The organism is Pedobacter antarcticus, from assembly GCF_900103515.1.
Lineage (GTDB): Bacteria > Bacteroidota > Bacteroidia > Sphingobacteriales > Sphingobacteriaceae > Pedobacter > Pedobacter antarcticus.
Map to the genome: position 1 here is coordinate 12,506 of NZ_FNGZ01000003.1, position 24,162 is coordinate 36,667.

Below are 24,162 nucleotides of genomic sequence, written 5' to 3' on the forward strand. Positions count from 1 at the left end.
TATTTATACCTGTGCGTAGCCGTCGTTGCACCAGGATGATTTATCAGCTAATGTTCGTTTATAAATGACGTCATTCTGGGCGGAGTTGGCTCTTGAATTTATTTTATGATAAATGTGGTAGCATAATGCTGCCATTTTCAGTCGTCTCCTTTGCACACCTGAATGTAGCAGGCGGGCACCGAATTCATAATCTTCTCCTCCCCAGCCTTCAAAATTATTAAAATAACCATTAACTGCGATATAATCTTTTTTCCAAAAAGCCAGATTGCAACCTTTGATATGGTAGGGGTTAGAGGGGTCAAATATAAACAACCATTTCATGAAAGGTAGTCTAAGCGCATTAAATCTGCTGTAAAGGCCTTTTGAAAAGATTGAAAAAGTAATTTCCCTGGTTCTTAGAATTTCTTTTGACTTGCCTTCGCTAAGCATAGCGCGGCTTCCCTGTACAAAAAAACCTTGTTTAGCGGCATTACGATGATCTTCTACAAAATTCGAGTCAAGTATAATATCACCGTCAATTTCTATAATATAGGCAGATTTGACTTCTTTGACGGCCGTGTTAAGTATTCTACTTTTCCTGAATCCTTTGTCTTCATGCCATATGTGAGTAACAGGAAGTTGATAACGAGTTCTACAACCCTCGATGACATCAGCTGTGAGCTGCGAAGACCCATCATCTGCGATAATAATTTCATCAGGCATATCGGTTTGCTGAGCGACGCTCTTCAGAACAAGCTCAAGTGCCTCCGGCCAGTTGTAAGTTGAAATTATTAAAGCAACGGATGCTTTTTGATTTTGCATTCTTTAAAGTTTGATCAGGAGTGGTTTTGCTATTTTATTATTTTATAATTTTTGTACTCACCAATTCTCCAACCTGTTACCTGTTCTATTCGATGAAGCATTAATCTTCTGAATGATAAAGCAATTTTTTTAGGATTATGTTTGAAAACCCAATCCTGATTAGCAATTGTTTCTTTCATTGTAGCAGGATGGCTGTCTGTAAACGGGGCAAGAATATCGGCGACGGTCCCGAAATCAAATGTTTTGTAAGCTTTATATTGCTCTTCGGTTTTGTCTTGGGACTGATAGTAATTATTGAATCTCTTTACTTTTCCAAGCAGCAAGTCGGGGTTTCTGCAATAGGAATAATGAAAAATCCTTGCATTCAGCAGACGCACATTGAGTTTTCTGCTATTTGTCTGTTGTAAATAATCTTCATGACCAGGATATATTCTAAATCCCTGGGAGTCTTTATAGGAATATACTCCAGGTAAATTACGCACTATACGAATCTCCCGGCGATGCCATCTTCTGGTTGTTCCGATATGTTTATAGTCTCCTATAAAGTGATAAAAATTAAAAAGAAACCCTTCTACTCCGGGATCGTTTAAATTATCTTCCATCGCTTTTTTTATCTCAGCCAGACTATCTTCATGAAATACTTCATCAGATTGAATATGAAACGCCCAATCTCCCGTGCAGGCTTTTAATCCAATATTTGCCTGTTGTGCAAATACCTGACCTCCTTTAATAAGGGCGTCATCCCATACAGTATCAATTATTTTGATTTTTGGCGAGCCTATTGCCTCTATAGCTTCACGTGTACCATCGTCTGACTTCCCTACAACAGCGATGAATTCATCACATAGAGGAAGGATAGAAAGTATAGATTCTATAACAGGATACCCGTAGGTAAAACTATTTCGCATATAGGTAAAACCACTAATCTTCATGTTGGAGTCTTGTTTGTATACAGATTGTTAAACGTGTCGTGTTCTTTTTTTGCGACAAATATAAATTTTATGTTAGGGAACTGATTGATAACGAGTATTTATAAAATAAAATCAATCTTGCTAAAGAGGGTTTAACCTTTCCTTAACCTTGTCTTCCTATCAGGGTCCTTTTCTCGCCAATATATTATCAGGTAATTTTTTCTCAAGGTTTTAAAACCGGTGTCGTTAATTGCTTCTGTTTCCAGTGATCTGCCTTCTTTTCGTAGAGGAAGAACTTGCCTAATTTGTATTTGACTTTTAAATGTCCGTCGTAGTCTGTACCAAGTAAACGGAAATTAGTTTCGGGATGTTGTGTCAAGCTCTCTTTGATCGCCCTCGTATAAACCGTTGGTCCGGTCATCTGATGTACGTCATGCGGATAACGGTTGTGATTGATATTGTCCAGGACCAGTTCAATTGCTTTTTCAAGAAAAGGATGGCCCGCACTGAAAATTAAGGCCCATTGTGCGTAAAAGACAGGATCACCTTCCTTTGTGATTATCGCGACATCGTCATCGTGAATGAAATTATCCAGGCGCGAGTTGATCCCACTATCGATATCGAGATAAATACCGCCCTTTTTATATAATACCGCATATCTAAAGAAGTCTGCTTTTGCAGCACCAATATTAAGGCGCTGATAGGCAGCGTTCATTTCTGGCCCGTATTCCTGCTGTAAGAAGGCAGAAATCCTTTCGTCGTCATAGAACTCATATGTATACTCCGGGTTTTTCTTTCTGAACCGGGCAATATGCCAGCGGGTGATCATCGGAAGTTCCTTTGATTTAAAAGTCTGGTGTATGATCTTCGGTATAGCCATTGAGTTGCTTGGATTGATGTTTTTCTGGTATTCTAATAGATGGTGCAAGTTAAAACATTTCTTTCAGGATACCTTATAAGGATTATGTCAGCCTGCTCCGGCAGGCGAATCAGGAAGGTAGACCTTATATATATACCAGTTACGTTTGTCTTAAAAATAGGACTTTCTTGGCTTTTTAGGCTGCAGTATCCACAAAAGCAAACAATAGGCAGGCAAGGGATCAACTGCAGACAAAATGCCATTGTCCCATTTTACAAATAAAAAAAGTGGCTGATCAGGGACCACCAAAAGCAAGATTATAGGGGGTGCGTGTTAATTACTTGATTTATAGCTTGTTTTGCTTTTTTCTGCTGAAAATTTGTTTAAAGCACATTATCCTGATTTGGATTTTCGTATTCGTGTTAATTTACGGATCGTAAGCAATTTTCCTGAACTGAATAAATATGTTAAATTTGGAACGGAGTTTGTGTAACTGTTGTGAGAATTAAAAATTTGTTTAATTTTGCTACACAAAAAAATTATACAATTTAAAATTTGTTTAACCTTAAAAAAGAAAAAATTATGAATTATTCTACTTTAAAGAAGGGGTTGGCGTTTTCTGTTGTTGCGGTTATGGGAGCATCTACGCTTGCATCTGCACAGGAAACTCCTGAGTCCTCGTCTTCAGCCAAGGTATTTGGCGGAAGAGGCCAGTACAGAACCTGGACAATCGGTGTTAATGGTGGTGTTATGTCTCCATTCTTAGCTATCGGTGGTAAAAACGATTTCACTAACGCTGATGTTAACTTAGGTTACGGTGTTTCATTGAAAAAACAATTAGGTCATGCTTTCGGATTAGAAGGTAATGTATTCCGTGGTAAAGTTTCTGGTACTAACAAAGACTTTGCTGGTGGTAACCAATTTGACCGTAAAGACTTCGAAACTCAAATCGGTTACGCAGTTGATTTAAGAGGTGTTGTTAACGTTGCAACTGTTGATTTCTTACGTCGTGAGAATTCAGTAAACTTCTTCGTTACTGCTGGTTACGGTTTAGTAGCTTATTCTCCAAAATTCACTACTGGTTCTGGTCAAGTTGTTGACTGGAAAGATAAAGCTGGTGAGTCTAACGGATCAGGTGATAAAAAATATGTAAAAGAAGCATATATCCCAATCGGTGCTGGTGTTAAATTTAAAGTTTCTGACCGTGTTGCATTTAACTTAGGTTATACAATGCACTTTGTTGACGGAGATAACTTTGATGGAACTTATGCAAAAGGAAACAATGATAAATTCTCATACGGTTACGCTGGATTAGAATTCTCATTAGGATCTAAATCTAAACCAGATCTTAACTGGGTTAATCCTTTAGCTTTAATGTATGATGAATTGAAAGATCCATCTTTACGTCAAGAAGTTGAAGCATTAAAAACTCGTGTTTCTAATGTTGAAAAATCTGTTGAAGATTTGAAAAAAGATAGCGATGGTGATGGTGTTTCTGATCAATTCGACAAATGCCCAGGTACGCCTGCAGGTACTGCTGTTGATGGTTCAGGATGTCCACTTCCAGTAGCTACTGCTCCTGTTGCAAACGCTAATGTAACTGGTTTCGAAACTATCCAATTTGAATTCAACTCTTCAGTTTTAAAAACTGAAGCTTATCCAACTTTAGATAAATTATCTTCAGTTTTACGTGAAAACGGTGGTAAAGCCTTAGTAAAAGGTTATGCTTCTAGCGAAGGTACTGCTGCATATAACCTGAAGTTATCTAAAGACAGAGCGAATTCTGTTAAAACTTACTTAGTAAACTCTGGTGTTTCTTCAAACCAAGTAACTACTAAAGGATTTGGTGAAGCTAATCCAATTGCTTCTAACGATACTGAAGAAGGTCGTATCCAAAACCGTCGTGTTGAAACTTCAAGAAACTAATCTTTCTTAAACAACATAAAAAGAGGGCCCTGATTCAGGGCCCTCTTTTTTTTTACACTCTATGCTGAAAAGGCAGCCTCTGCTACAGAAAGTCTGCATGAATGTTCGTTTATTTTATACATTTGTTTTATGTATTTTTTCAGAAAAAAAGATCCTGACCGACCGACGAGTACTGACATAAAAATTATGCATGTCATTAATGTTGTCGCTATCACCGTTTTTCTGACCGGGATTATTTTAAAACTTTTACACCTGATTTAAGATGAAGAAAATTATTAACACTTCTAATGCCCCTGCTCCGATTGGTCCATATAGTCAGGCTGTCCTGGCTAACGGTTTTCTCTATGTTTCCGGACAAATTCCTATTAATCCTGCAACAGGCGAATTGAGCAAAGACTCTATCAAAGCAGAAACTGAACAGGTAATGAGAAACCTGAACGCTGTACTTATGGAAGCTGGGTTTGAATTCAAACATATTGTAAAAACAACTATATTTTTATCTGATATGGCTTTGTTTAATGAAGTCAATGAGGTTTATGCCGGTTATTTCAAATCGGATTTCCCGGCCCGTGAAACAGTTGCTGTAAAAGGTTTGCCTAAAGCAGTCAATGTAGAAATATCTGTTATTGCTTATAAAGGATAAGTTGGAAAAGTCTAATTTGAAGTATCTGCTCGCGGCATTGGGCTCTTTTGCACTCTGGGGCTTTTTTGCAATTCCGCTCAGGAACATCAAATCATTTCCCGCGGAAGAGATTTTATATTACCGGATCTTTACTTCTCTGATCTGCATCTGGGTGGCGATTTTGCTTTTTAGAAGGAAACAACTAAAAGCCGATCTCCAGGTTATCAGAGATATAACACCTGCGAAAAGAAAGACCTATGCCTGGCAGTTATTAATGGCTACTGTGTTTCTGATGATGAACTGGTATACGTTTATATATGCTGTTAATAATGTCAGTCTGACCTCAGCAGCATTTGCCTATATGGTGTGTCCATTACTGACGGCATTTGGCGGCTTTCTTATCCTGAAAGAACCGTTATCCGGATTGAAGCTTCTCTCTTTGGGGCTGGCGCTTGTTAGTATTGTTTTCCTGGCCACGGGTTCTCTGACAGAAGTATTGTGGTCCACTGTGATTGCTTCTTTTTATGCAGGTTATTTGCTCATTCAGCGTAAAATGCAGGGGCTGGATAAATTAAATGTGCTTGCGGCGCAATTCGCTTTGGCAGTATTAATCCTGTTGCCTTTTTATTTTTTCAGGCATCATGGCTTCCCAGACAGTTCCTGGTTTTGGTTGAATATCCTTGCTATCGCCATAATATTCACTATTATCCCTTTATTCCTAAGTTTATACGCACTGATCGGTATCCCGTCTTCAACTTTAGGGATTATGATTTATATCAATCCGATCATAGCATTTGCTGTAGCAATCCTGTATTTCGGTCAGATCATTAGCCTGAATCAGGTTTATGCTTATGCCACGCTTTTATTTTCTGTAATTTTATTCAACTCGAAGCAGCTTAGAGAAATCTTTGTCGCTAAATCCAATTGATCTTTTGCTGAATGCTGATCTAGATACAACAATTGAGTTTCTGAAAGGGGTAGGACCCAAGAGAGCCGAAGTGCTGCAGAAAGAACTGGGTATTTATACCTATGCGGATCTGCTTGGTTTTTATCCTTTCCGTTATATTGACCGTACCAGGTTCTATAAGGTTTCAGAACTGGATCCGGAGCTTCCTTATGTACAAATTCTCGGCCGGATTACAGGAAAAGAAACAATCGGAGAAAAGCATAAAAAACGAATTGTTGCACGACTTACTGACGAAACCGGAACGATAGAATTGGTGTGGTTTCAAAGTCTTAAGTGGGTAGAAGAAAACATCATGCGCGGTAAAGTGTATATCGCTTTCGGTAAGCCAACGGTATTTAATGGTAGCTTCAGCATATCTCATCCTGAGCTGGAGCCTTATCCAAGACCGGCAACAGTTACGGGAAATTTAACATTGCAGCCAGTTTATAATTCGACTGAAAAACTAAAGAAGTTTTCAATTGACAGTAAGGGTATTCAAAAACTGCAGGCATTGGTTATTACGAGCTGTTTGTCTGAGGTTAGGGAAACGCTACCTGCATATATTCTGGAGAAATACAAATTGATCAGTCGTAAAGAGGCGTTGCTTCATATTCATTTTCCTGCAGATAGTAAGATGCTGCAGCACGCCCAGCGCAGGCTAAAATTCGAAGAGCTATTCTTTATTCAATTGCAGCTTTTGGCTAATAAACAATTTCGGGAGCTTAAGTTCAAGGGACACCGTTTTAGCCTGGTTGGAAATTATGTCCATACCTTTTACCAGGACATTCTCCCTTTTGAATTAACAAACGCGCAAAAAAGGGTCATAAAAGAGGTCCGTACTGATACGCAGCGTGGCATTCAAATGAACCGGCTTGTGCAGGGAGATGTGGGCAGCGGTAAAACCGTCGTCGCGCTAATGAGCATGCTCCTGGCAAATGATAATGGATTCCAGGCCTGTATGATGGCGCCTACAGAAATTCTGGCGAGGCAGCACTATCATTCTATTTTTGAATTGGTAGGCGATCAGCTAATCCGGGTGGCTATTCTAACGGGAACAACAACCAAAAAGCAGCGTACGCTTTTGCATGCGCAGCTGGAGGCGGGTGAGATAGATATATTAATTGGGACACATGCTCTCATCGAAGATAAGGTGGTTTTTAAAAATCTGGGGCTGGTCGTTATTGATGAGCAACACCGGTTCGGGGTTGAACAACGGGCGAAATTGTGGCGCAAAAATGCAGTGCCGCCTCATATTCTGGTCATGACGGCAACACCGATTCCACGTACACTCGCTATGACGATCTATGGTGATCTGGATGTTTCGGTGATAGATGAGTTACCCGCCGGGCGAAAACCAATTGACACCCGTCATCTCTACGAGGGGCAGCGTTTACGCATGTTTGGCTTCATGAAGACTGAAATTGCTAAAGGGAGGCAGGTCTATGTGGTTTACCCGTTAATTAAAGAAAGTGAAAAGCTGGATCTGCTCCACTTGGAAGCAGGTATTGAACAGATGCGGTATCAGTTTCCCCTGCCGGACTATCAGATCAGTATCGTCCACGGTAAGATGCCAAATGCAGATAAGCAGTTCGAAATGGATCGTTTTATTACTGGTAAGACTCAAATTATGGTGGCTACTACCGTCATAGAAGTTGGTGTAAATGTTCCAAATGCTTCGGTTATGATTATTGAGAATGCTGAGCGCTTCGGACTCTCCCAGCTGCACCAGCTCCGGGGTCGTGTAGGCAGGGGGGCGGAACAAAGTTTTTGTATTCTGATGTCCGGGAATAAATTAAGCAAAGAAGGCCGTAAAAGGCTGGAGACAATGGTGAGAACAAATAACGGTTTTGAGATCTCTGAGATCGACCTGGAACTGCGTGGACCAGGTGATCTTTCTGGTACGCAGCAGAGTGGTGTGCTTGACCTGAAGCTGGCAGATTTGGTTAAAGATCAGCAAATTCTTCAGGAAGCCAGAAACACGGTTATTGATATTTTCCAGCAAGACCCTCTGCTTACTTTACCCGAAAATGCGCTTTTGAAGCGTTTTACAGATAAAAAAAACAGAGGGATTGCACTGGATAAAATTTCTTAATCTTCGTCGCTTCCGGGAAGCGATCCGGACCCGCTGTATGCCCCTTTCCGGATAACAGGTACGCCGAGATGTTTATAAAGTTCATCTAAATGAAGTAAACTTCCATTAGTTAGGTTACCCAGAAATACAATTACAATATTTTTGTCCAGATCTCGGACATATATATGTCTGAATCCATGCCACCACCCGGTGTGGTAAACCACTTTCCTACCTTTATTTCCGTCGAACATTCTCCACCCATAGCCGTAATTAAAGTGGCCGTTAACAGGTTTATTATGTCCGGTATAAGCCGAATCCAGGCTCGCTTGTGTAAGCAATCTTCCGGTTCTGAGCGCATTGTCATATAAAACGAGATCGTGAACTGTACTGTATATTCCCTTGTCTCCAACAGGGCCATCCAGGAAGTTCTGTACTACCGAATACTTCCATGTGCGGTCGTGGCCGACAACGTCAACAGGTATTTTCGGATACACTGTTGTCGAATATACATGCGTATTTTTCATGCCTGCCGGTTTAAAGACATGATCCATCATATAATCTGAATAGGGTTTGCCGGTTACCTTTTCTATGATGGAAGCCAATACCATGTAATTTGAATTGTTATAGTGAAATCTGGTATCAGGCTTGGCGTAACGGTTAGGCTTGTATTCTGCAATCAGGTTCATGACGTCCATATTGCTCATAGGTTTCTTCTTATCTTTCCATACACCGTCACTGAAATAGACATAATTCATCATCCCACTACGGTGCGTAAGTAATAACCTGACGGTCACTCCTTCATAGGGGAAATTTGGGAAGAATTTTTTGACATCATCAGTCAGGTGGATTTTACCTGCTTCTATCAATTGCATAATCGCTACACCCGTGAACGTTTTGGTGATAGATGCGAGTTCAAATTCTGAATTGATTTTGAGACTGTCCCTGTGTAGGTAGTCTGCCCATCCTAAAGACTTTTCATAGAGTATTTTGCCATCTTTGGCAACAAGCATATTTCCGTTAAATCCGTATTTTTTATGGAGATTCTGAGCAAAGTCAGCAATCCATTTATCCCCTTTTTCAGGATTATAAACCAATAAAAGACTATCTTTTTTATCATCGCTAACTGTCCGGATTTTCGGATCCGCTATTTTTTTTTCGGAGTTGGAGCAGGCACTAAATGTAGATACAGCTAGTAAAGCTGCAAAGGTAATTATACGATAAGTCATGAATTGGTTTGGTCTTTTTTGAAGCTCGAAAAATAACACTATTACCGCTTAAAACGCAAAAGAGTTTTAAACATTATAAAAGACTTTACATTCTTGTATACATATAAAACGCTATTTTTGTAATGCGTCGTTTTTTTAACGCAGCAAAACTATTTTTGAGTAGAAACAGAATATAATTACATCAAATTAAATACAGAACAAATGACTTTTAGAACCGAACACGACACCATGGGCGAAGTGCAGGTACCTGCCGATAAATATTGGGGGGCACAAACTGAACGTTCACGTAATAACTTTAAAATCGGACCGGAAGCTTCTATGCCGAAGGAGATTATCCATGCTTTTGGTTATTTGAAAAAGGCTGCAGCACTGGCGAATAATGAGCTGGGTGTTCTGCCTGCTGATAAAGCCGACTGGATCGCTAAGGCTTGTGATGAAGTTATTGCAGGTAAGCTTGATGATCAGTTTCCACTGGTAATCTGGCAAACTGGTTCAGGCACGCAAAGTAATATGAATGCAAATGAAGTGATCGCTTACCGCGCACACGTATTGAATGGTGGCGACCTGGCAGATGCATCAAAAATCCTTCACCCTAATGATGATGTGAATAAGTCTCAGTCTTCTAATGATACTTATCCGACAGCAATGCATATTGCGGCTTACAAACAGGCTGTTGAAATTACGATTCCGGGTCTGGAAAAATTACAGCAGACTTTACAAGCCAAGACCGTAGAATTTGCCAATGTGGTTAAAACAGGCAGAACCCATTTTATGGATGCTACGCCTCTAACACTGGGCCAGGAGTTTTCGGGCTATGCACAGCAGCTAACAAATAGTATCCGTGCTATAAAAAACGCCCTGGTTATGATCACTGAACTTGCGCTGGGTGGTACAGCGGTTGGTACTGGTCTGAATACGCCTAAAGGTTATGATGTACTGGTAGCTGCGAAAATTGCAGAATTGACTGGATTGCCTTTTGTTACTGCACCTAATAAATTTGAAGCACTGGCTGCACATGATGCGATGGTGGAGCTTTCTGCAGCTTATAAACGTACAGCTGTAGCTTTAATGAAAATAGCCAATGATATACGTATGTTGAGTTCAGGCCCACGTTCAGGAATTGGTGAAATTGTTATTCCAGACAATGAACCAGGTTCTTCTATTATGCCGGGTAAGGTTAATCCGACTCAGCCTGAAGCGCTAACAATGGTTTGTGCACAGGTAATGGGTAATGACGTGACAGTTGGTATTGGCGGAAGTAACGGGCATTTTGAATTAAATGTATTTAAACCGGTTATCGCAGCAAATGTTCTTCAATCAGGAAGATTATTAGGCGATGCATGTGTTTCATTTAATGATAACTGTGCAGTTGGTATTCAGGCAAATCTGCCGGAGATTAAGAAACATCTGGAGAATTCACTGATGCTGGTTACAGCTCTTAATCCGCATATTGGATATGAGAACGCTGCTAAAATTGCTAAAAAAGCACATAAAGAAAATAAAACATTACGTGAAGCTGCAATTGAACTCGGCCTGGTAACCAGTGAGCAGTTTGACCAGTGGGTGAAACCTGAAGATATGGTAGGTAGTCTGAAATAATATGAAGGGGTATTATTATCTTTTTTTGTTATTTACGCTACCCGTATTTTTGGCTTGTGAACGCAGGCCAAATGTACAGGGAAACGGGGAAGTATTTTTACAGGGTGTCTGGAATCAGGATAGTATTCCCAATTCAGAAAAACTAATGACCTACACTAGTCATCAGATTAAGTTTACATGTGATTCATTTTATGTAGATATGACCACGCATTCCAAAGTAAATTATTATGAAGATCCTTGTTATAATAACGGGGTTTGGAAAGAGTATGCAAAAGGTGTATATGAGGTTCGTAAAGACAGCCTTTTTCTGGAGGGCACTTACACCAAAGCCAATTATAAGCAGAAAGTATCTGGCTGTTATACTGTAGGGATTTACAGGAAAAGTTTCCTGATCAAGCCTGCTGAGAAAAGACAGTTATATCTGCAGAACCTTAGCGATCAGCGTGATGTGCATTTAGTGCTTAAACAGGAGATCGTCTGTGTTCCAAAAGAACTATAATTTTATTCAGCCTGTGGAATACGCAGGCTGATTTTTGTTTTGAGCCATTCTTAAGGAGGCTCTTTTTATTTATTTAATAGCATAAATTGCTCTATGAAACAGTTTAAAAAGTTGTTTTTTCTAATAGCCATTCTGGCTTATCTTCCTTTCAATGTATCAGCCTGGGGTATAACCGGACACCGTATTGTCGGGCAGATTGCCGATTTTTACCTGAATGCAAAAGCACGGAAAGCCGTCAAAAAAGTTTTAGGTACAGAAAGTCTGGCAATGGCAAGTAACTGGCCTGACTTCATCAAGTCCGATACCAGCTACAATTATATGGGCAGCTGGCATTACGTGAATCTTCCGGAAGGTTTAGATCAGCAGGGTGTTTTCAGTTTTCTGGATTCTTTTAAAGAGGCAAATGTTTACAGTAAAATCCCTGAAATGACTGCGATTTTAAAAAATAAAAATGCTAGTCCGGAAGCACAGCAACAGGCAATGCGTGTGCTGATTCACTTGGTTGGAGATCTTCATCAGCCTATGCATACGGCAAGGAAAGACGATTTAGGAGGCAATAAAATTCAGGTAAGCTGGTTCGGACAACGTTCAAATCTGCACAGGGTATGGGACGAGGCTTTGGTAGATTACCAGCAGTTGAGCTATACAGAGTATGCCAATGCAATCAATCATCCAACAAAAGCACAATTTCAGGCCTGGAGCCATGACAGCCTTAAAGATGCTGTTTTTCAAAGTTACCTGATTTGTAATGATATTTATAAATCTACCCCAGCAGAAGCCAAGTTAAGCTATAACTACAATTTCAAGTTCGTAGATGTGGTTAACCAACAATTGCTAAAGGGTGGGATCCGTCTGGCTGAAATTATCAACCGGATATACGGGTAATCTAAAGTTGAATTCAAAAAAGGGCTGCTGCAAACATTAATCTGCAGCAGCCCTTCTATTTGGTTTGCTGTCTGACCAGTGTATTTACCTGTTTGTATAATTGTGAAAACCTTTTATAAGGATACCTGTTCTGGAGGTACATCAAAACCAATGAAATATGGAAAATACAACAGTTAACCCGGAAACATTAAACGATCTGATTCAAATAAATAATGATCGCGTTGCCGGTTATGAGAAAGCAATTGAAGAGTTACAGCCAGAAGATAGCGACCTGAAAAGTTTATTCGTCAGGATGATTTCCGAAAGTCATCAGTACAAACAGGCACTTGCGTCTGCCGTACAGGGTACGGGTACAGAGTTGGAAACTGGAACGACAACATCAGGAAAAATTTACCGGGCATGGATGGATGTGAAAGCTGTGTTTACCGGACACGATAGGAAAACTGTTCTGAGCAATTGTGAGGCTGGGGAAGACGCAGCCCAACGTGCCTATAAATCTGCTTTGGAGGAAGAAGGCTTATCTGCCGCTAACAGAGATCTGATTAGCACACAAAAGGCAGAGCTCAGAAAATCCCATGACGAAATTAAAGCATTAAGGGATCAGCAGGGCTAAACCAATCATTTGGTCAGCCACTGATAGGTGTGTTACAAATGAGAGAGCCTGGTCTGGAAAGACCGGGCTCTTCATTTTAATTGGAATAAGTATTTTTTTCTGATTCTGGGTTAGTTTACAGGTGTTTATATAAAAAAAATTATATTTGCGTTATGTATAAACTCTGTTTGGGACTAGTTTTTTTAATAAATATAGTTCCGGCCTCTGCACAGTCCAGTAATTATGTACTGCAGGAGCCATATATCAGTTCGGGCGCTATCAATGTTGCTGTGTCAAGGGACGACGGAGATTTGTACTTTGAAGAGGGTGAAAAGAATGAAAAAAGTGGTGATCTGAATGACGCAATCACTTTTTTCGGTAAGGCAGCTTTTGAATATAATAATGTCCGGAATTTTTCCAGATACGGTGCGTCGCTGCTTAGACTAAGCCACGTTCATTATCTGATGCAGCACTATACCGAAGCAGAGCAGGTGATTCTGAACGTCGCTTTAAAAACGTATTCGAAATCTGGCAACAGGTCAGGGCAGATGGCTTCCTATAATCAGTTAGGAAGAATTTACCTGGCTTCAAACAAACTGACGCAGTCAATGTGGTTCTATACCCAACAAGGTATTCTCGCCAGGCAAACAAATAGCAACCTGAACTATATAGATTCTATGCTCGGCATTATAAGAGTTAAGATTAAGAAGCGGGAGTACGATATGGCTCTGAAAGATATACAACGGGTTGAATTGCTAACGAAAAATACAAATGCCCCGCAGTACCAGGTTCAATTGCGCCAGGTAAGGGCAGTGATAGCAGAGAAAAAAGCAGGGATCAGGTAATTATTTTGATACCCATGGCATCGAATTTCAAATGCAGCATGTTTTTTGTAAAAAGAATTATGCAACTGCTGGTTATTCATGTATTTAATTATTTTTGATAAAGATTACAGAAAAGAGACAGTGAGATACTGTCTCTTTTCTGTTTAATTATGAAATTGGTACCATATTGGTTGTTACTGTAGAAATGGATTTTAAATTATTAAAAGAGATGTTGAAAAGAGTATTATTAGTCACCTTCACAGCAGCAATCCTGGCGTGTCAGGCAGCTCCAAAGCCGCAGCAGCTTGTTGAAGGCATTCCTAATATTAAACCTGATGAGCAGCAAGGCCTGGTTTTGAAGGAAATTGTGACGCTTATAGAAAACTACAACTATAAGAAGATACCGTTAAACGATTCAATATCTTCCCTGATACTGGATAAATATGTCAAATCACTGGATCCGTATAGAAGCTACTTCCTGGCTTCTGATATCAAAGACTTCGAGCAGTTCCGTTTTACACTGGATGACTCATTCCGGGCGGGAGATCTAAGCGCTCCGTTTTATATATTCAATGTCTATTCCAAAAGGTATAATGAAACGTTGGACTATGCTATGGCACAGATTAAGGATAAGTATGATTTCAACAAAAATGATACTTATGTTTTTGACCGCGAAAAAATGCCCTGGGTTACTTCTGTATCTGCTCTAAACGAAATCTGGAAGAAAAGAGTAAAATACGAATTAATTAACCTGAAAATTGCTGGAACTACAGAAGCGAAAAATGTAGAGACCCTCACTAAAAGATATCAGAATCTGAAGTCACAATCTGCAAAATTGAATAACCAGGATGTATTTCAAATGGTTATGGATGCATTTACCGAGACAATAGATCCACATACTAATTATTTTAATCCGGCAAATGCTGAGCGTTTTAATGAAGATATGGCCCGTTCCTTTGAGGGGATAGGTGCGAGATTACAATTGGAAAATGATATTTTGAAGATCGCTGAAATTATTCCGGGAGGTCCTGCTTTTAAAAGTAAACTGCTGAATACAGGTGACAGAATTGTAGCTGTAGCACAGGCAACAGGTGATTTTGAAGATATTATAGGCTGGAGAATAGAAAGTTCTGTAGCGAAGATAAAAGGGCCTAAAGGCACGAAAGTACGTTTGAAAATCATTCCGGTAGGTCAGGATATGTCTTCGAAGCCAGTTGTTATAGAGCTAACGAGAGAGAAGATCATTATGGAAGATCAATCTGCCAAAAAAGAAGTAAAAACGATTCAGTCAGATGGTCATACTTACAAAATAGGGGTAATTAGTGTGCCCGCATTCTACGCAGATTTTAAAGCTGCCAATGCTGGTGATCCGAACTATAAGAGTACAACACGTGATGTTAAATTATTACTGGATACACTGAAAAGGATTGACAAGGTTGATGCAATCATGATGGATCTGCGTGCAAATGGAGGCGGTTCTCTTGTTGAATCTATCGATCTTACGGGTTTATTTATCGATAAGGGACCTGTTGTACAGGTAAAAGACCTTAAAGGTCAGATTCAGGTAAACAGCGACGAAAATGCTGGCGTTGCCTGGTCAGGACCGATGGGTGTAATGGTAGATCGTTTAAGTGCATCTGCATCGGAGATTTTCGCTGGAGCAATTCAGGATTATGGACGTGGCATCATTATCGGTACACAGACTTATGGTAAGGGAACGGTTCAATCATCCATTAATCTGAATAATTTACTGAATCCGTCATTAGTGCAGCGACTGGCTATGCTGATTCAGAAAAGTTCAGGAGCTGCAGTTAAAGTTAATGGTGCTAATGCAGCTGCTGTTCCGCCTCAGCTTGGACAGATTAACTTAACTATGGCCAAATTTTACCGTGTTAATGGTAGCAGTACACAGCATAAAGGCGTAATGCCTGATATCGTTCTGCCTTCATTCTATCCATTAGATAAAATCGGGGAAGATACCGAGCCATCGGCTCTGGCATGGGACGAGATTCGTCAATCTAATTTTATTCCTGTTGCAGATCTAAGCGGTCTTAAGCCCGAACTGATCAAAAGGCATGATGCAAGGATGGAGAAATCTCTTGATTATAAAGCGTTGATGGATGATATTGAAAGCATGAAGAAGCGTGAGCAGGAAACGTCAGTACCTTTAAATGAAACCAAACTTAAAGCGGAAAGAGATAGTCTGGAAGCTAAGAACCTGGATAGAATAAATAAGCTTCGTGCTTCACGCGGCTTGCCTGCGGTGAAAAAAGGAGATAAGATTAAAAAGGATGAGAATTTTGATTTCATACAAGACGAAAGTCTGCATGTACTTGCAGATCTGATGGGACTGGAACCTAAGCCCAGCCCTAAAGTTAATCCTTAATACAACACAGCCTTTTAATAAAAACGCCCCCAGAAGCAGCTAGCTATTGGGGGCGTTTTTTGTTGGCAAGAAATATTAAGGATCTTTCCTCTGCATCTGCATAGCCATCATTTCTTTCATTGTTTTGTTCATTCCTTCCGTAGACCCATCCAGGAATATCACGTTCCCCTCACTGTTCTCTGCGAACTGTTTAATGGATTCGGTCCACATTGTAAATAGGATCACTGAGATGTCCAGATTAGCTTGTTCCATCTCCTGTGCGGCCTTGGTCATACCATGGGCGACTTCTGCACGGAATAAAGCAATACCTTGACCACGGAGTTGTGCAGCTTCTCTTTCCGCAGCAGCAGCAATCTTAATTGCATTACCATCTGCTTCTGCACCTTTCGTTTTTGTGATTAAGAGTGCCTGACCTTCATTTTCTGCGGCGGCCTTCAGGTTATGAGAAGCAACGACCCGACTCATTGAACGCATAATTTCATCGTCGAAGGTTATATCATTCAACTGCAGATCCTGCAGATGATACCCCCAGGATTCCAAAACCTTATCAATCTGCTCCTTCACATGCTCCACAATTTCATTTCTTTGTGCCAATACATTTGCCTGTTTTTGTGTGGCAACATACGCACGAATAGAACCTTCAATAGTACGAATTAGTGCCTGCATCAGATTGCTTGCATCTACGAACTTAAAAGCGACGTTTTTGATAGTTTCTTCTCCCTGATCCAGAACGGAGTAAAGTAGCATCGCTTTAAAATATACATTGGCCTGATCCTGAGTTACAGCCTGAAATGATAACTCTACAGAGCGGTTCTGAATAGATATCCTGGAATGTATGACTTCGATTAAGGGTATTTTAAAGCTCAGTCCCGGTCTGAGCTGCCGGCGATATTTGCCGAATACGGTGACAACTCCGATAGTGCCTTGTTTAACGGTGACAAAGGAGCTGAAGAGGATGATAACTACAAAAAAAACCAGGAAGTAGAGTACGTAAGCCATAATGATATTGAATTAGTGTAAATGTTATAATATAAGAAAATATCCCCGGATAGCCACCGTTTATTATTCCCATCACTGGGATGAAGGAGCGATTCGCTGACCTTTGAAGCTAAGCCCATGCCCTGGAAAGTCCTGACCAGTTAAAGTGGCGATTTTCCAGAATGCGGTATGTAGCGGATCAACAGTCAAGCCATTCAGCTTGTCTTGTTTAACGGAAACTACGTCTGCGTAAAGAAAATCACCATTGGCTTTGATTCTGATATCCATTAGTGGTGCGAAGCCATTAGGGCCTTTAAGGCTAAACTGTCCATAGGTGCAGAAATTACCCAGACTATAGGCTATAAATTTATTTTTATAGACTTCTACAGCCCTTGTGACATGCGGACCGTGCCCCAATACAAGATCGGCTCCGGCATCAATTACGGCGTGGGCGAATGCGTAAACGTTTCCGCGATTTTCCTTATAAAAGATTTCATCTGTTCGGGGTACGTGTTCGAACTTTGCGCCCTCAGCACCACCATGAAATGACACTATTACAATATTGACCTGTTTTTTTAGAAATGAGACCAGTGCTTTAGCGCTGTCTGTCTGATTAATCGAAACTGTATTCTCGTTGGGAGCAAAGGCACAGAATCCATATTTTACACTGTCTTTTTCAAAGATACTGTAAGGATGGGATGTTAGGCCGGCATAATTAATTTCCAATGAATCCAGTAAAGCCATGCTTCTCTTACGACCCTTATTGCCGAAATCTCCGACATGATTATTAGCAAGGCTTAATAAGTTAAAACCCGCTTCTTTATAAATGCTGGCATATGCTTCAGGCATTCTGAAGGCAAAGCAGCTATTGCCTAATGTGTCTTTACATTTGGTGGATTTGCCAGAGTCAAGAAAGCTTCCTTCAAGATTTCCGAATACTATATCTCCGTTAAGATAAGAAGCAACGTTTTTAAAGCTGTCCCTGCCCTGACGTGGGGGTAGACCTGAAGGAGAAGGGTAAGCTGATCCAAGCATAATATCTCCCACTGCTATTACTTTAAGTGTGTCTTTTCCAGGTGTAGCTACAGTGTCCTGAACAGACACCGCGTTAACGGTTTCATTAATTGTCCCTGCAGCACGTGAGCAGCTGAGCAGGATAGGTATAGCAAGGCATACAGTTAGTGCGATTAGAAGCTTTGCGTAAAGTTTTACTGGATGAATCATTTTTGCCATCATTGATATCTGGGATAAAAAAAAAGTCCTTCTAATTTTAATCAGAAGGACTTTTAAATATTTTTTTAGTTTTTATTCTTCAATCAGATCTTTTTTGCCTGATTCCAGGATTCTTCCGCCTTTATAAAAGAACCTTGAATAATAGGGTTCGTTCAAATTGCTGATTACGACTCCTCTGGATGAAGAGGCGTGGGCAAAGCGATTATCGCCTAAATAAATACCAATATGTGTAATGCTTTTACTTTTGATTTTGAAGAATACTAAATCTCCTTCTTTCAGTTCATCTTTTGGCAGGGGGTCTACCATACTGAATATATCTCTTGAGTTTCTGAGTAAAGTTGTATTGAAAACTTTATCGTAAATGGCTTTTGTGAAAGCTGAACAGTCAATCCCCTTTTGTGTGTTACCGCCAAAACGATAAGGAGTTCCGATCCATTCGTAGATAAACTTGTAGAGTTTTACGTTAGATGTTGCGTCGACTGCAACACCCATAACCTGCGAAAAATATTGTGAGGCTAAGTTGTCAGGATCTGCTAATTTATTGGTTTCTTTAGTTTTGATCTGTGCATTTAATGCTGTTAAACTGCATAAGGTGACCAGGCTAGAAAACAAAAATTTTTTTATCATGTTACACTGTTAAGTTTGGGTAAACGGTACTTGCACTTAAACGTACACCACGGGGGCTTATTGTCAGGTTGTCAAAACTATGTAATTTAGTTATGTTATCCAAATGTTATCTATGCATTCACGGCAATTTAACACTTTTACATTGATTTGATATCATGCATTTTACAGTATTTCTTCGATATATTACAATAATAAAGTAGATTTGCTCTCATAAATAAAAATCAATAGCCAAAAATGAGTGCAGTAGAAATTAATAAAGATACCTATCTGAAGTGGTTTGAGTCGATGTTGCTGATGCGTAAATTCGAAGAGAAAACTGGTCAACTTTACGGACAGCAAAAGATCCGTGGTTTTTGTCACCTGTACATTGGACAGGAGGCTGTCGTAGCAGGAGCTATATCTGCGCTGCAGCCTGAAGACTCCATGATCACAGCTTACCGTGATCACGCTCATGCTTTGGCTAAGGGTGTTAGTGCAAATAGCATCATGGCCGAAATGTACGGAAAAGCAACTGGCTGTTCCAAAGGTAAAGGCGGTTCGATGCACATGTTCAGTAAAGAACACAACTTCTATGGCGGTCACGGTATCGTGGGTGGCCAGATCCCTCTGGGTGCTGGTATCGCTTTCGCTGAAAAATATAAAGGAACAAAAAATGTAAACGTTTGCTATATGGGCGACGGTGCAGTTCGTCAGGGCGCACTGAATGAAGCCTTTAATATGGCTATGTTATGGAAACTTCCTGTAATCTTTGTTTGTGAGAATAATGGTTACGCTATGGGAACTTCCGTAGAACGTACTACTAATATGCTGGATATCTATAAACTGGGTTTAGGTTTTGATATGCCATGCGCACCAGTTGATGGTATGGATCCAGTTGCAGTACACAATGCGATGGATGAAGCTGCTCAGCGTGCAAGAAACGGTGAAGGTCCGACTTTCTTAGAAATGAGAACTTACCGTTACCGCGGACATTCAATGTCTGACCCTGCAAAATACCGTACAAAAGACGAACTGGAAGAATATAAAGCTAAAGATCCGATTGAATCTGTAAGAGAGGTAATCTTAAAAGAAAAATATGCTGATGAGGCATGGATTGAAGAGATCGAAGCTAAAGTAAAACAGATCGTTGATGAATCGGTGAAATTTGCTGAAGAATCACCTTGGCCGGAAGCATCAGAATTATATACTGATGTTTATGTGCAGCAGGACTATCCATACGTCCTGGATTAATTTTTGAACATATTTCAATTTGATATTATAGAATGGCTGAAGTAGTTAAGATGCCCAAGATGAGCGACACCATGACCGAAGGGGTAATGGCGAAGTGGCATAAAAAAGTTGGCGATAAAGTAAAAAGCGGTGATGTACTGGCTGAAGTGGAAACTGATAAAGCAACCATGGATCTGGAATCATACTGGGACGGAACTATGCTGTATATCGGTGTAGAAGAAGGAAAAGCAGTACCAGTAGATGCAGTTATCGCTGTAATTGGTAAAGAAGGAGAAGACTATAAAGCTGCTCTTGATGCGGAAGGTACTGCTGCCCCGGCTGCAGCTGCAGAAGCACCTGCCAAAGAAAATGAAGAAGAAGCTAAAGAGGCACCAGCGGCAAAGGGCGCAGCATTAACGGATGCAGATCTGGAAAAAATGGGTGTTACAGTAGTACGCATGCCTTTACTAAGCGACACCATGACTGAAGGCGTAATTGCTGAATGGCATAAAAAAGTTGGAGACCAAGTTAAAGACGACGATATTCTGGCTGATGTAGAAACCGATAAGGCAACTATGGAAGTTATGGGTTATGCTTCAGGAACTTTACTACACATTGGTGTAGAAAAAGGTGCTGCGGCTAAAGTCAATGGTATTATTGCAATTGTTGGCCCGGAAGGAACTGACATTAGCGGTATCCTAAGCCAGGGCGATGCGCCAGCTAAACCGGCTGCAGATGCTGCAACTGCGGCTCCTGTCAAAGAAGCTGCTGTTGCAGAAGAACCAGCAGAAGCTGCACATACATCAACTGACGGAAGCCGTTTAAAAGCGTCTCCTTTAGCCAAACGTATAGCAAAAGAAAAAGGAATTGATTTATCTCAGGTAGCAGGTAGTGCTGATGGCGGTAGAATCATTAAAAAAGATATAGAGAACTTTAAACAAGCTGCTGCGCCTGCGAAAGCAGAAGCAAGTGCTGCAACTGAAAAAGCTACACCGTCTATCCCTGCATTTATTGGTGAAGAGAAATATACAGAGAAACCAGTTACACAAATGCGTAAGGTTATTGCCAAACGTCTTTCTGAAAGCTTGTTCACCGCTCCTCACTTTTATCTGACTATGAGTATTGACATGGACGGAGCAATCGCTGCCCGTGCAAAAATCAATGAATTCTCACCAGTTAAAATCTCATTCAATGATATGGTACTGAAGGCAGTTGCTGTAGCATTGAAACAACACCCTAATGTGAATTCTTCATGGTTAGGTGATAAAATCCGTTATAATGAGCATGTGAACATCGGTGTAGCAGTAGCTGTGGAAGATGGTTTACTGGTACCTGTAGTTAGGTTCGCAGATGGAAAATCTCTTTCTCATATTTCTGCAGAAGTTAAAGATTTTGCGCAACGTGCAAAAGCTAAAAAGCTTCAGCCTGCAGATTGGGAAGGGTCGACATTTACGATTTCTAACCTGGGTATGTTCGGAATAGATGAATTTACTGCAATTATCAATCCACCTGATGCTTGTATTCTGGCTATCGGAGGAATCTCACAAGTGCCGGTAGTTAAAAATGGCGCTGTGGTTCCTGGAAATGTCATGAAAGTTACCTTAAGCTGCGATCACCGTGTAGTAGATGGCGCAACAGGTTCTGCATTCCTGCAAACACTGAAATCATTACTGGAAGAACCAGTTAGATTATTAGTTTAATCGAGATCAAATAATTAAAAAGCTGCTTCGGCAGCTTTTTTTATGCCTTTTACTTTTTGTACTTTTGCCCGCATGTCAAATATCAAACCATCCTTAGCCAAGGGTACCCGTGATTTCTCACCTCAGGAAATGGTGAAGCGTAATTTCATTTTTGATACCATTAAAAAAGTATTTAAAAAATACGGGTATGCGGAAATTCAGACTCCATCGATGGAAAACCTGTCTACCCTGACTGGGAAGTATGGTGATGAAGGTGATAAACTAATCTTTAAAATCCTGAATTCAGGCGATTATTTAGCTAAAGCTAATCAGATAAATTTGGCCGAAAAGAATTCTTCAGCATTAATCTCTTCAATCAGTGAAAAAGCGTTGCGGTATGATCTGACTGTTCCTTTTGCAAGGTATGTAGTCATGCACCAGAACGACATCGCTTTGCCCTTTAAACGTTTCCAGGTTCAGCCGGTTTGGCGTGCAGACAGACCTCAAAAAGGGCGTTACAGAGAATTTTATCAATGCGATGTAGATGTAGTCGGATCGCCGAGTTTGTTGAATGAGGCCGAATTCGTACTTATCTACCAGGAAGCACTGACTAATCTGGGGATGAAGGATTTCACTATTAAAATTAATAACAGGAAAATCCTGAGTGGCATCGCCGAAATAATCGGTAAACCGGAATTGATTATTGACATGACAGTAGCGATTGACAAACTGGACAAAATTGGTTTGGATGGTGTGATCAAAGAGTTACTGGACCGCGGGTTTACAGATGCAGATATAGATAAACTGAAGCCAGTTATTTTGTTGGAAGGTAATAATGAGACTAAACTGGCTCAGTTAAAAGAAGTGCTGGCTAATTCGGAAACAGGACTTAAAGGGATTGAAGAACTGGAGCAGGTTTATAGCTACGTCCAGAATCTCCTTTCAGGAAGTCAGCTTAAATTTCCCGACCTGGAGCTGGATATTACTTTAGCGAGGGGCCTTAATTATTATACAGGCTGTATTTTCGAAGTTAAAACTAATGAAGCTGCAATGGGGAGTATCGGTGGTGGTGGAAGATATGATGACCTGACAGGGATGTTCGGATTGAGAGGTTTGACCGGCGTTGGGATATCTTTCGGAGCTGACCGAATCTATGACGTGATGGACGAACTTGAACTGTTCCCTGAATCTGCGACTGCCGGTACAACCGTATTAATCAGTAATTTCGATGCGCAGGCCGAACTTTATGCGCTGCCTGTATTACAGCAGTTCCGTGAGGCTGGGATTGCAGCTGAACTTTACCCGGCATCAGCAAAACTTAAAAAGCAAATGGGTTATGCAGATGCTAAATCTATCCCTTATGTCATTTTGATTGGAAGTGACGAAATGGAAAGCGGAAAACTGACACTTAAAAATATGCAAAGTGGTTCCCAACAACAATTAAATGCTGAGGAAATCACTTCAATCCTAATAAAGGAGATCAACGGCGCAGATTAATGCGATGTTAATTCTTTAAGAAAAAGCAGAAAATGTTCCCAGGAACGTTTATCTGCTTTTTCATTATACGCAGCGCCTTTCGAATTATCGTTGCCGGCGGCAGGTTCTGTAAAAGCATGCACTGCATTAGCATATGCAATTAACTGCCAGTCCGCTTTGGCCTTGCGCATTTCATCTTCAAAAGCGAGTACCTGAGCTGGAGGTACGGAAGGATCATCAGCACCATGTAAAACGAGAACAGCCGGTTTTATTGCAGAGTCACTAGCGCACTCAGGATCTTTTCCTAGTCCGCCGTGGAAGGAAACAACGCCTTTTACCGGGAAGTTGGCTCTAGCCGCTTCAATTGCGCCTGTCCCGCCGAAACAATAACCGATTACAACAATCTCATTTGGATTTGCACCAGATTTAATCAGCTGTTGTAGCGCAAGCCTGATCCTCTCCTGATAGATTTTATAATTTTTCTTATAAAACCCCGATTGCTCTGCCGCAGATTTATTGTCTGTAGGATAATGTCCCTCACCATAGATATCGGCAATGAAGGCATAATAACCCGTTTTGGAAAGTTCTTCCGCTACCTTTTTGGCGTGATCATCAATACCTTTCCAGGCAGGCAGGATAAGTATGCCTGTTTTGCCGGTTCCGGGTTTCGCAGGTATGATCGACAGGCCGCTAAGTTTTTGGTCTTTATCCTGATAGCTCACAGGTTTGAGTTGTGCGAAGGATGTCGAAACGATCAGACTAAGTACAATGGTGAGTTTCGTGTTCATATCGATAAGTTTATGGTTCAGCAAT

22 protein-coding genes are annotated in these 24,162 nt (G+C 40.6%); 14 read left to right on the top strand and 8 right to left on the bottom strand.

Annotation, left to right across the window (positions count from 1 at the left end; genetic code table 11):
- Positions 1 to 3: 3 nt before the first annotated feature.
- From BLR53_RS07175 to BLR53_RS07185, 3 genes are all read right to left on the bottom strand, one after another.
- Positions 4 to 801 (bottom strand): glycosyltransferase family 2 protein, encoded by a 798-nt coding sequence (locus tag BLR53_RS07175; protein ID WP_074588618.1) that lies wholly within the window; start codon positions 799 to 801, stop codon positions 4 to 6.
- 29 nt (positions 802 to 830) lie between these two features.
- A complete protein-coding gene (locus tag BLR53_RS07180; RefSeq protein WP_074588623.1) occupies positions 831 to 1,733 on the bottom strand; it encodes a glycosyltransferase in 903 nt (300 codons plus the stop codon).
- 202 nt (positions 1,734 to 1,935) lie between these two features.
- On the bottom strand, positions 1,936 to 2,592 hold the full coding sequence (locus BLR53_RS07185; RefSeq protein WP_074588627.1) for a glycosyltransferase family 32 protein: 657 nt from the start codon (positions 2,590 to 2,592) through the stop codon (positions 1,936 to 1,938).
- A gap of 561 nt (positions 2,593 to 3,153) precedes the next feature.
- Here BLR53_RS07185 and BLR53_RS07190 point away from each other — a divergent pair.
- From BLR53_RS07190 to recG, 5 genes are all read left to right on the top strand, one after another.
- On the top strand, positions 3,154 to 4,497 hold the full coding sequence (locus tag BLR53_RS07190; RefSeq protein ID WP_037442398.1) for an OmpA family protein: 1,344 nt from the start codon (positions 3,154 to 3,156) through the stop codon (positions 4,495 to 4,497).
- Positions 4,498 to 4,626: 129 nt separating this feature from the next.
- Positions 4,627 to 4,758, top strand: coding sequence for a DUF6728 family protein (locus BLR53_RS20270; RefSeq protein WP_316741416.1), 132 nt, complete (start codon positions 4,627 to 4,629; stop codon positions 4,756 to 4,758).
- 1 nt (position 4,759) lies between these two features.
- On the top strand, positions 4,760 to 5,140 hold the full coding sequence (locus BLR53_RS07195) for a RidA family protein (RefSeq protein ID WP_037442229.1): 381 nt from the start codon (positions 4,760 to 4,762) through the stop codon (positions 5,138 to 5,140).
- 1 nt (position 5,141) lies between these two features.
- Entirely contained in the window at positions 5,142 to 6,047 is a 906-nt protein-coding gene (locus BLR53_RS07200) for an EamA family transporter (protein WP_074589250.1), read from the top strand.
- A gap of 4 nt (positions 6,048 to 6,051) precedes the next feature.
- Positions 6,052 to 8,157, top strand: a complete 2,106-nt coding sequence (recG, locus tag BLR53_RS07205) for an ATP-dependent DNA helicase RecG (RefSeq protein ID WP_074589253.1) — start codon at positions 6,052 to 6,054, stop codon at positions 8,155 to 8,157.
- Here the strand turns inward: recG and BLR53_RS07210 are convergent.
- A complete protein-coding gene (locus BLR53_RS07210) occupies positions 8,154 to 9,362 on the bottom strand; it encodes a serine hydrolase domain-containing protein (protein ID WP_037442232.1) in 1,209 nt (402 codons plus the stop codon). The two genes, recG and BLR53_RS07210, sit on opposite strands and share 4 nt — an antisense overlap.
- A gap of 201 nt (positions 9,363 to 9,563) precedes the next feature.
- On the opposite strand from BLR53_RS07210, the gene fumC reads away from it, so the two are divergent.
- From fumC to BLR53_RS07240, 6 genes are all read left to right on the top strand, one after another.
- Entirely contained in the window at positions 9,564 to 10,961 is a 1,398-nt protein-coding gene (gene fumC / locus BLR53_RS07215) for a class II fumarate hydratase (RefSeq protein ID WP_037442234.1), read from the top strand.
- Positions 10,962 to 10,986: 25 nt separating this feature from the next.
- Entirely contained in the window at positions 10,987 to 11,460 is a 474-nt protein-coding gene (locus tag BLR53_RS07220) for a fumarate hydratase (RefSeq protein ID WP_244889462.1), read from the top strand.
- Between the two features lie 93 nt (positions 11,461 to 11,553).
- On the top strand, positions 11,554 to 12,345 hold the full coding sequence (locus tag BLR53_RS07225) for a S1/P1 nuclease (RefSeq protein ID WP_074588633.1): 792 nt from the start codon (positions 11,554 to 11,556) through the stop codon (positions 12,343 to 12,345).
- 157 nt (positions 12,346 to 12,502) lie between these two features.
- Positions 12,503 to 12,958, top strand: a complete 456-nt coding sequence (locus BLR53_RS07230) for a PA2169 family four-helix-bundle protein (protein WP_037442240.1) — start codon at positions 12,503 to 12,505, stop codon at positions 12,956 to 12,958.
- 152 nt (positions 12,959 to 13,110) lie between these two features.
- Positions 13,111 to 13,782 carry a hypothetical protein gene (locus BLR53_RS07235; RefSeq protein WP_074588636.1) on the top strand — a complete coding sequence of 224 codons (672 nt, stop codon included), beginning with the start codon at positions 13,111 to 13,113 and terminating at the stop codon, positions 13,780 to 13,782.
- 208 nt (positions 13,783 to 13,990) lie between these two features.
- Entirely contained in the window at positions 13,991 to 16,147 is a 2,157-nt protein-coding gene (locus tag BLR53_RS07240) for a carboxy terminal-processing peptidase (RefSeq protein ID WP_244889463.1), read from the top strand.
- 75 nt (positions 16,148 to 16,222) lie between these two features.
- On the opposite strand, the gene BLR53_RS07245 is transcribed toward BLR53_RS07240, so the two are convergent.
- The 3 genes from BLR53_RS07245 to BLR53_RS07255 form a co-directional block, all read right to left on the bottom strand.
- Complete coding sequence (locus tag BLR53_RS07245; RefSeq protein ID WP_037442244.1) at positions 16,223 to 17,146, bottom strand: SPFH domain-containing protein; 924 nt, start codon at positions 17,144 to 17,146, stop codon at positions 16,223 to 16,225.
- Positions 17,147 to 17,218: 72 nt separating this feature from the next.
- Entirely contained in the window at positions 17,219 to 18,349 is a 1,131-nt protein-coding gene (locus tag BLR53_RS07250) for a CapA family protein (RefSeq protein WP_074589257.1), read from the bottom strand.
- A gap of 81 nt (positions 18,350 to 18,430) precedes the next feature.
- Positions 18,431 to 18,985, bottom strand: a complete 555-nt coding sequence (locus BLR53_RS07255) for a C40 family peptidase (RefSeq protein WP_074588639.1) — start codon at positions 18,983 to 18,985, stop codon at positions 18,431 to 18,433.
- Between the two features lie 234 nt (positions 18,986 to 19,219).
- Between BLR53_RS07255 and pdhA the strand changes: the two genes are divergently transcribed.
- The 3 genes from pdhA to hisS all read left to right on the top strand — a co-directional run bounded on the left by pdhA (position 19,220) and on the right by hisS (position 23,370).
- The gene (pdhA, locus tag BLR53_RS07260) at positions 19,220 to 20,215 is read left to right on the top strand and encodes a pyruvate dehydrogenase (acetyl-transferring) E1 component subunit alpha (RefSeq protein ID WP_037442246.1); all 996 of its coding nucleotides are present in this window, start codon (positions 19,220 to 19,222) and stop codon (positions 20,213 to 20,215) included.
- A gap of 32 nt (positions 20,216 to 20,247) precedes the next feature.
- Positions 20,248 to 21,894 carry a pyruvate dehydrogenase complex dihydrolipoamide acetyltransferase gene (locus BLR53_RS07265; RefSeq protein ID WP_074588641.1) on the top strand — a complete coding sequence of 549 codons (1,647 nt, stop codon included), beginning with the start codon at positions 20,248 to 20,250 and terminating at the stop codon, positions 21,892 to 21,894.
- 72 nt (positions 21,895 to 21,966) lie between these two features.
- Positions 21,967 to 23,370, top strand: a complete 1,404-nt coding sequence (gene hisS / locus BLR53_RS07270; RefSeq protein ID WP_074588643.1) for a histidine--tRNA ligase — start codon at positions 21,967 to 21,969, stop codon at positions 23,368 to 23,370.
- On the opposite strand, the gene BLR53_RS07275 is transcribed toward hisS, so the two are convergent.
- Positions 23,367 to 24,137, bottom strand: a complete 771-nt coding sequence (locus tag BLR53_RS07275; protein ID WP_074588645.1) for a dienelactone hydrolase family protein — start codon at positions 24,135 to 24,137, stop codon at positions 23,367 to 23,369. The genes hisS and BLR53_RS07275 overlap by 4 nt on opposite strands.
- Between the last annotated feature and the right edge of the window lie 25 nt (positions 24,138 to 24,162).

Bases quoted from the DNA above. Each gene is read 5' to 3' on its own strand.
- BLR53_RS07175 (WP_074588618.1), bottom strand. From the start codon at position 801: ATGCAAAATCAAAAAGCATCCGTTGCTTTAATAATTTCAACTTACAAC.
- BLR53_RS07180 (WP_074588623.1), bottom strand. From the start codon at position 1,733: ATGAAGATTAGTGGTTTTACCTATATGCGAAATAGTTTTACCTACGGG.
- BLR53_RS07185 (WP_074588627.1), bottom strand. From the start codon at position 2,592: ATGGCTATACCGAAGATCATACACCAGACTTTTAAATCAAAGGAACTT.
- BLR53_RS07190 (WP_037442398.1), top strand. From the start codon at position 3,154: ATGAATTATTCTACTTTAAAGAAGGGGTTGGCGTTTTCTGTTGTTGCG.
- BLR53_RS20270 (WP_316741416.1), top strand. From the start codon at position 4,627: ATGTATTTTTTCAGAAAAAAAGATCCTGACCGACCGACGAGTACTGAC.
- BLR53_RS07195 (WP_037442229.1), top strand. From the start codon at position 4,760: ATGAAGAAAATTATTAACACTTCTAATGCCCCTGCTCCGATTGGTCCA.
- BLR53_RS07210 (WP_037442232.1), bottom strand. From the start codon at position 9,362: ATGACTTATCGTATAATTACCTTTGCAGCTTTACTAGCTGTATCTACA.
- fumC (WP_037442234.1), top strand. From the start codon at position 9,564: ATGACTTTTAGAACCGAACACGACACCATGGGCGAAGTGCAGGTACCT.
- BLR53_RS07225 (WP_074588633.1), top strand. From the start codon at position 11,554: ATGAAACAGTTTAAAAAGTTGTTTTTTCTAATAGCCATTCTGGCTTAT.
- BLR53_RS07230 (WP_037442240.1), top strand. From the start codon at position 12,503: ATGGAAAATACAACAGTTAACCCGGAAACATTAAACGATCTGATTCAA.
- BLR53_RS07235 (WP_074588636.1), top strand. From the start codon at position 13,111: ATGTATAAACTCTGTTTGGGACTAGTTTTTTTAATAAATATAGTTCCG.
- BLR53_RS07240 (WP_244889463.1), top strand. From the start codon at position 13,991: ATGTTGAAAAGAGTATTATTAGTCACCTTCACAGCAGCAATCCTGGCG.
- BLR53_RS07245 (WP_037442244.1), bottom strand. From the start codon at position 17,146: ATGGCTTACGTACTCTACTTCCTGGTTTTTTTTGTAGTTATCATCCTC.
- BLR53_RS07250 (WP_074589257.1), bottom strand. From the start codon at position 18,349: ATGATTCATCCAGTAAAACTTTACGCAAAGCTTCTAATCGCACTAACT.
- BLR53_RS07255 (WP_074588639.1), bottom strand. From the start codon at position 18,985: ATGATAAAAAAATTTTTGTTTTCTAGCCTGGTCACCTTATGCAGTTTA.
- pdhA (WP_037442246.1), top strand. From the start codon at position 19,220: ATGAGTGCAGTAGAAATTAATAAAGATACCTATCTGAAGTGGTTTGAG.
- BLR53_RS07265 (WP_074588641.1), top strand. From the start codon at position 20,248: ATGGCTGAAGTAGTTAAGATGCCCAAGATGAGCGACACCATGACCGAA.
- hisS (WP_074588643.1), top strand. From the start codon at position 21,967: ATGTCAAATATCAAACCATCCTTAGCCAAGGGTACCCGTGATTTCTCA.
- BLR53_RS07275 (WP_074588645.1), bottom strand. From the start codon at position 24,137: ATGAACACGAAACTCACCATTGTACTTAGTCTGATCGTTTCGACATCC.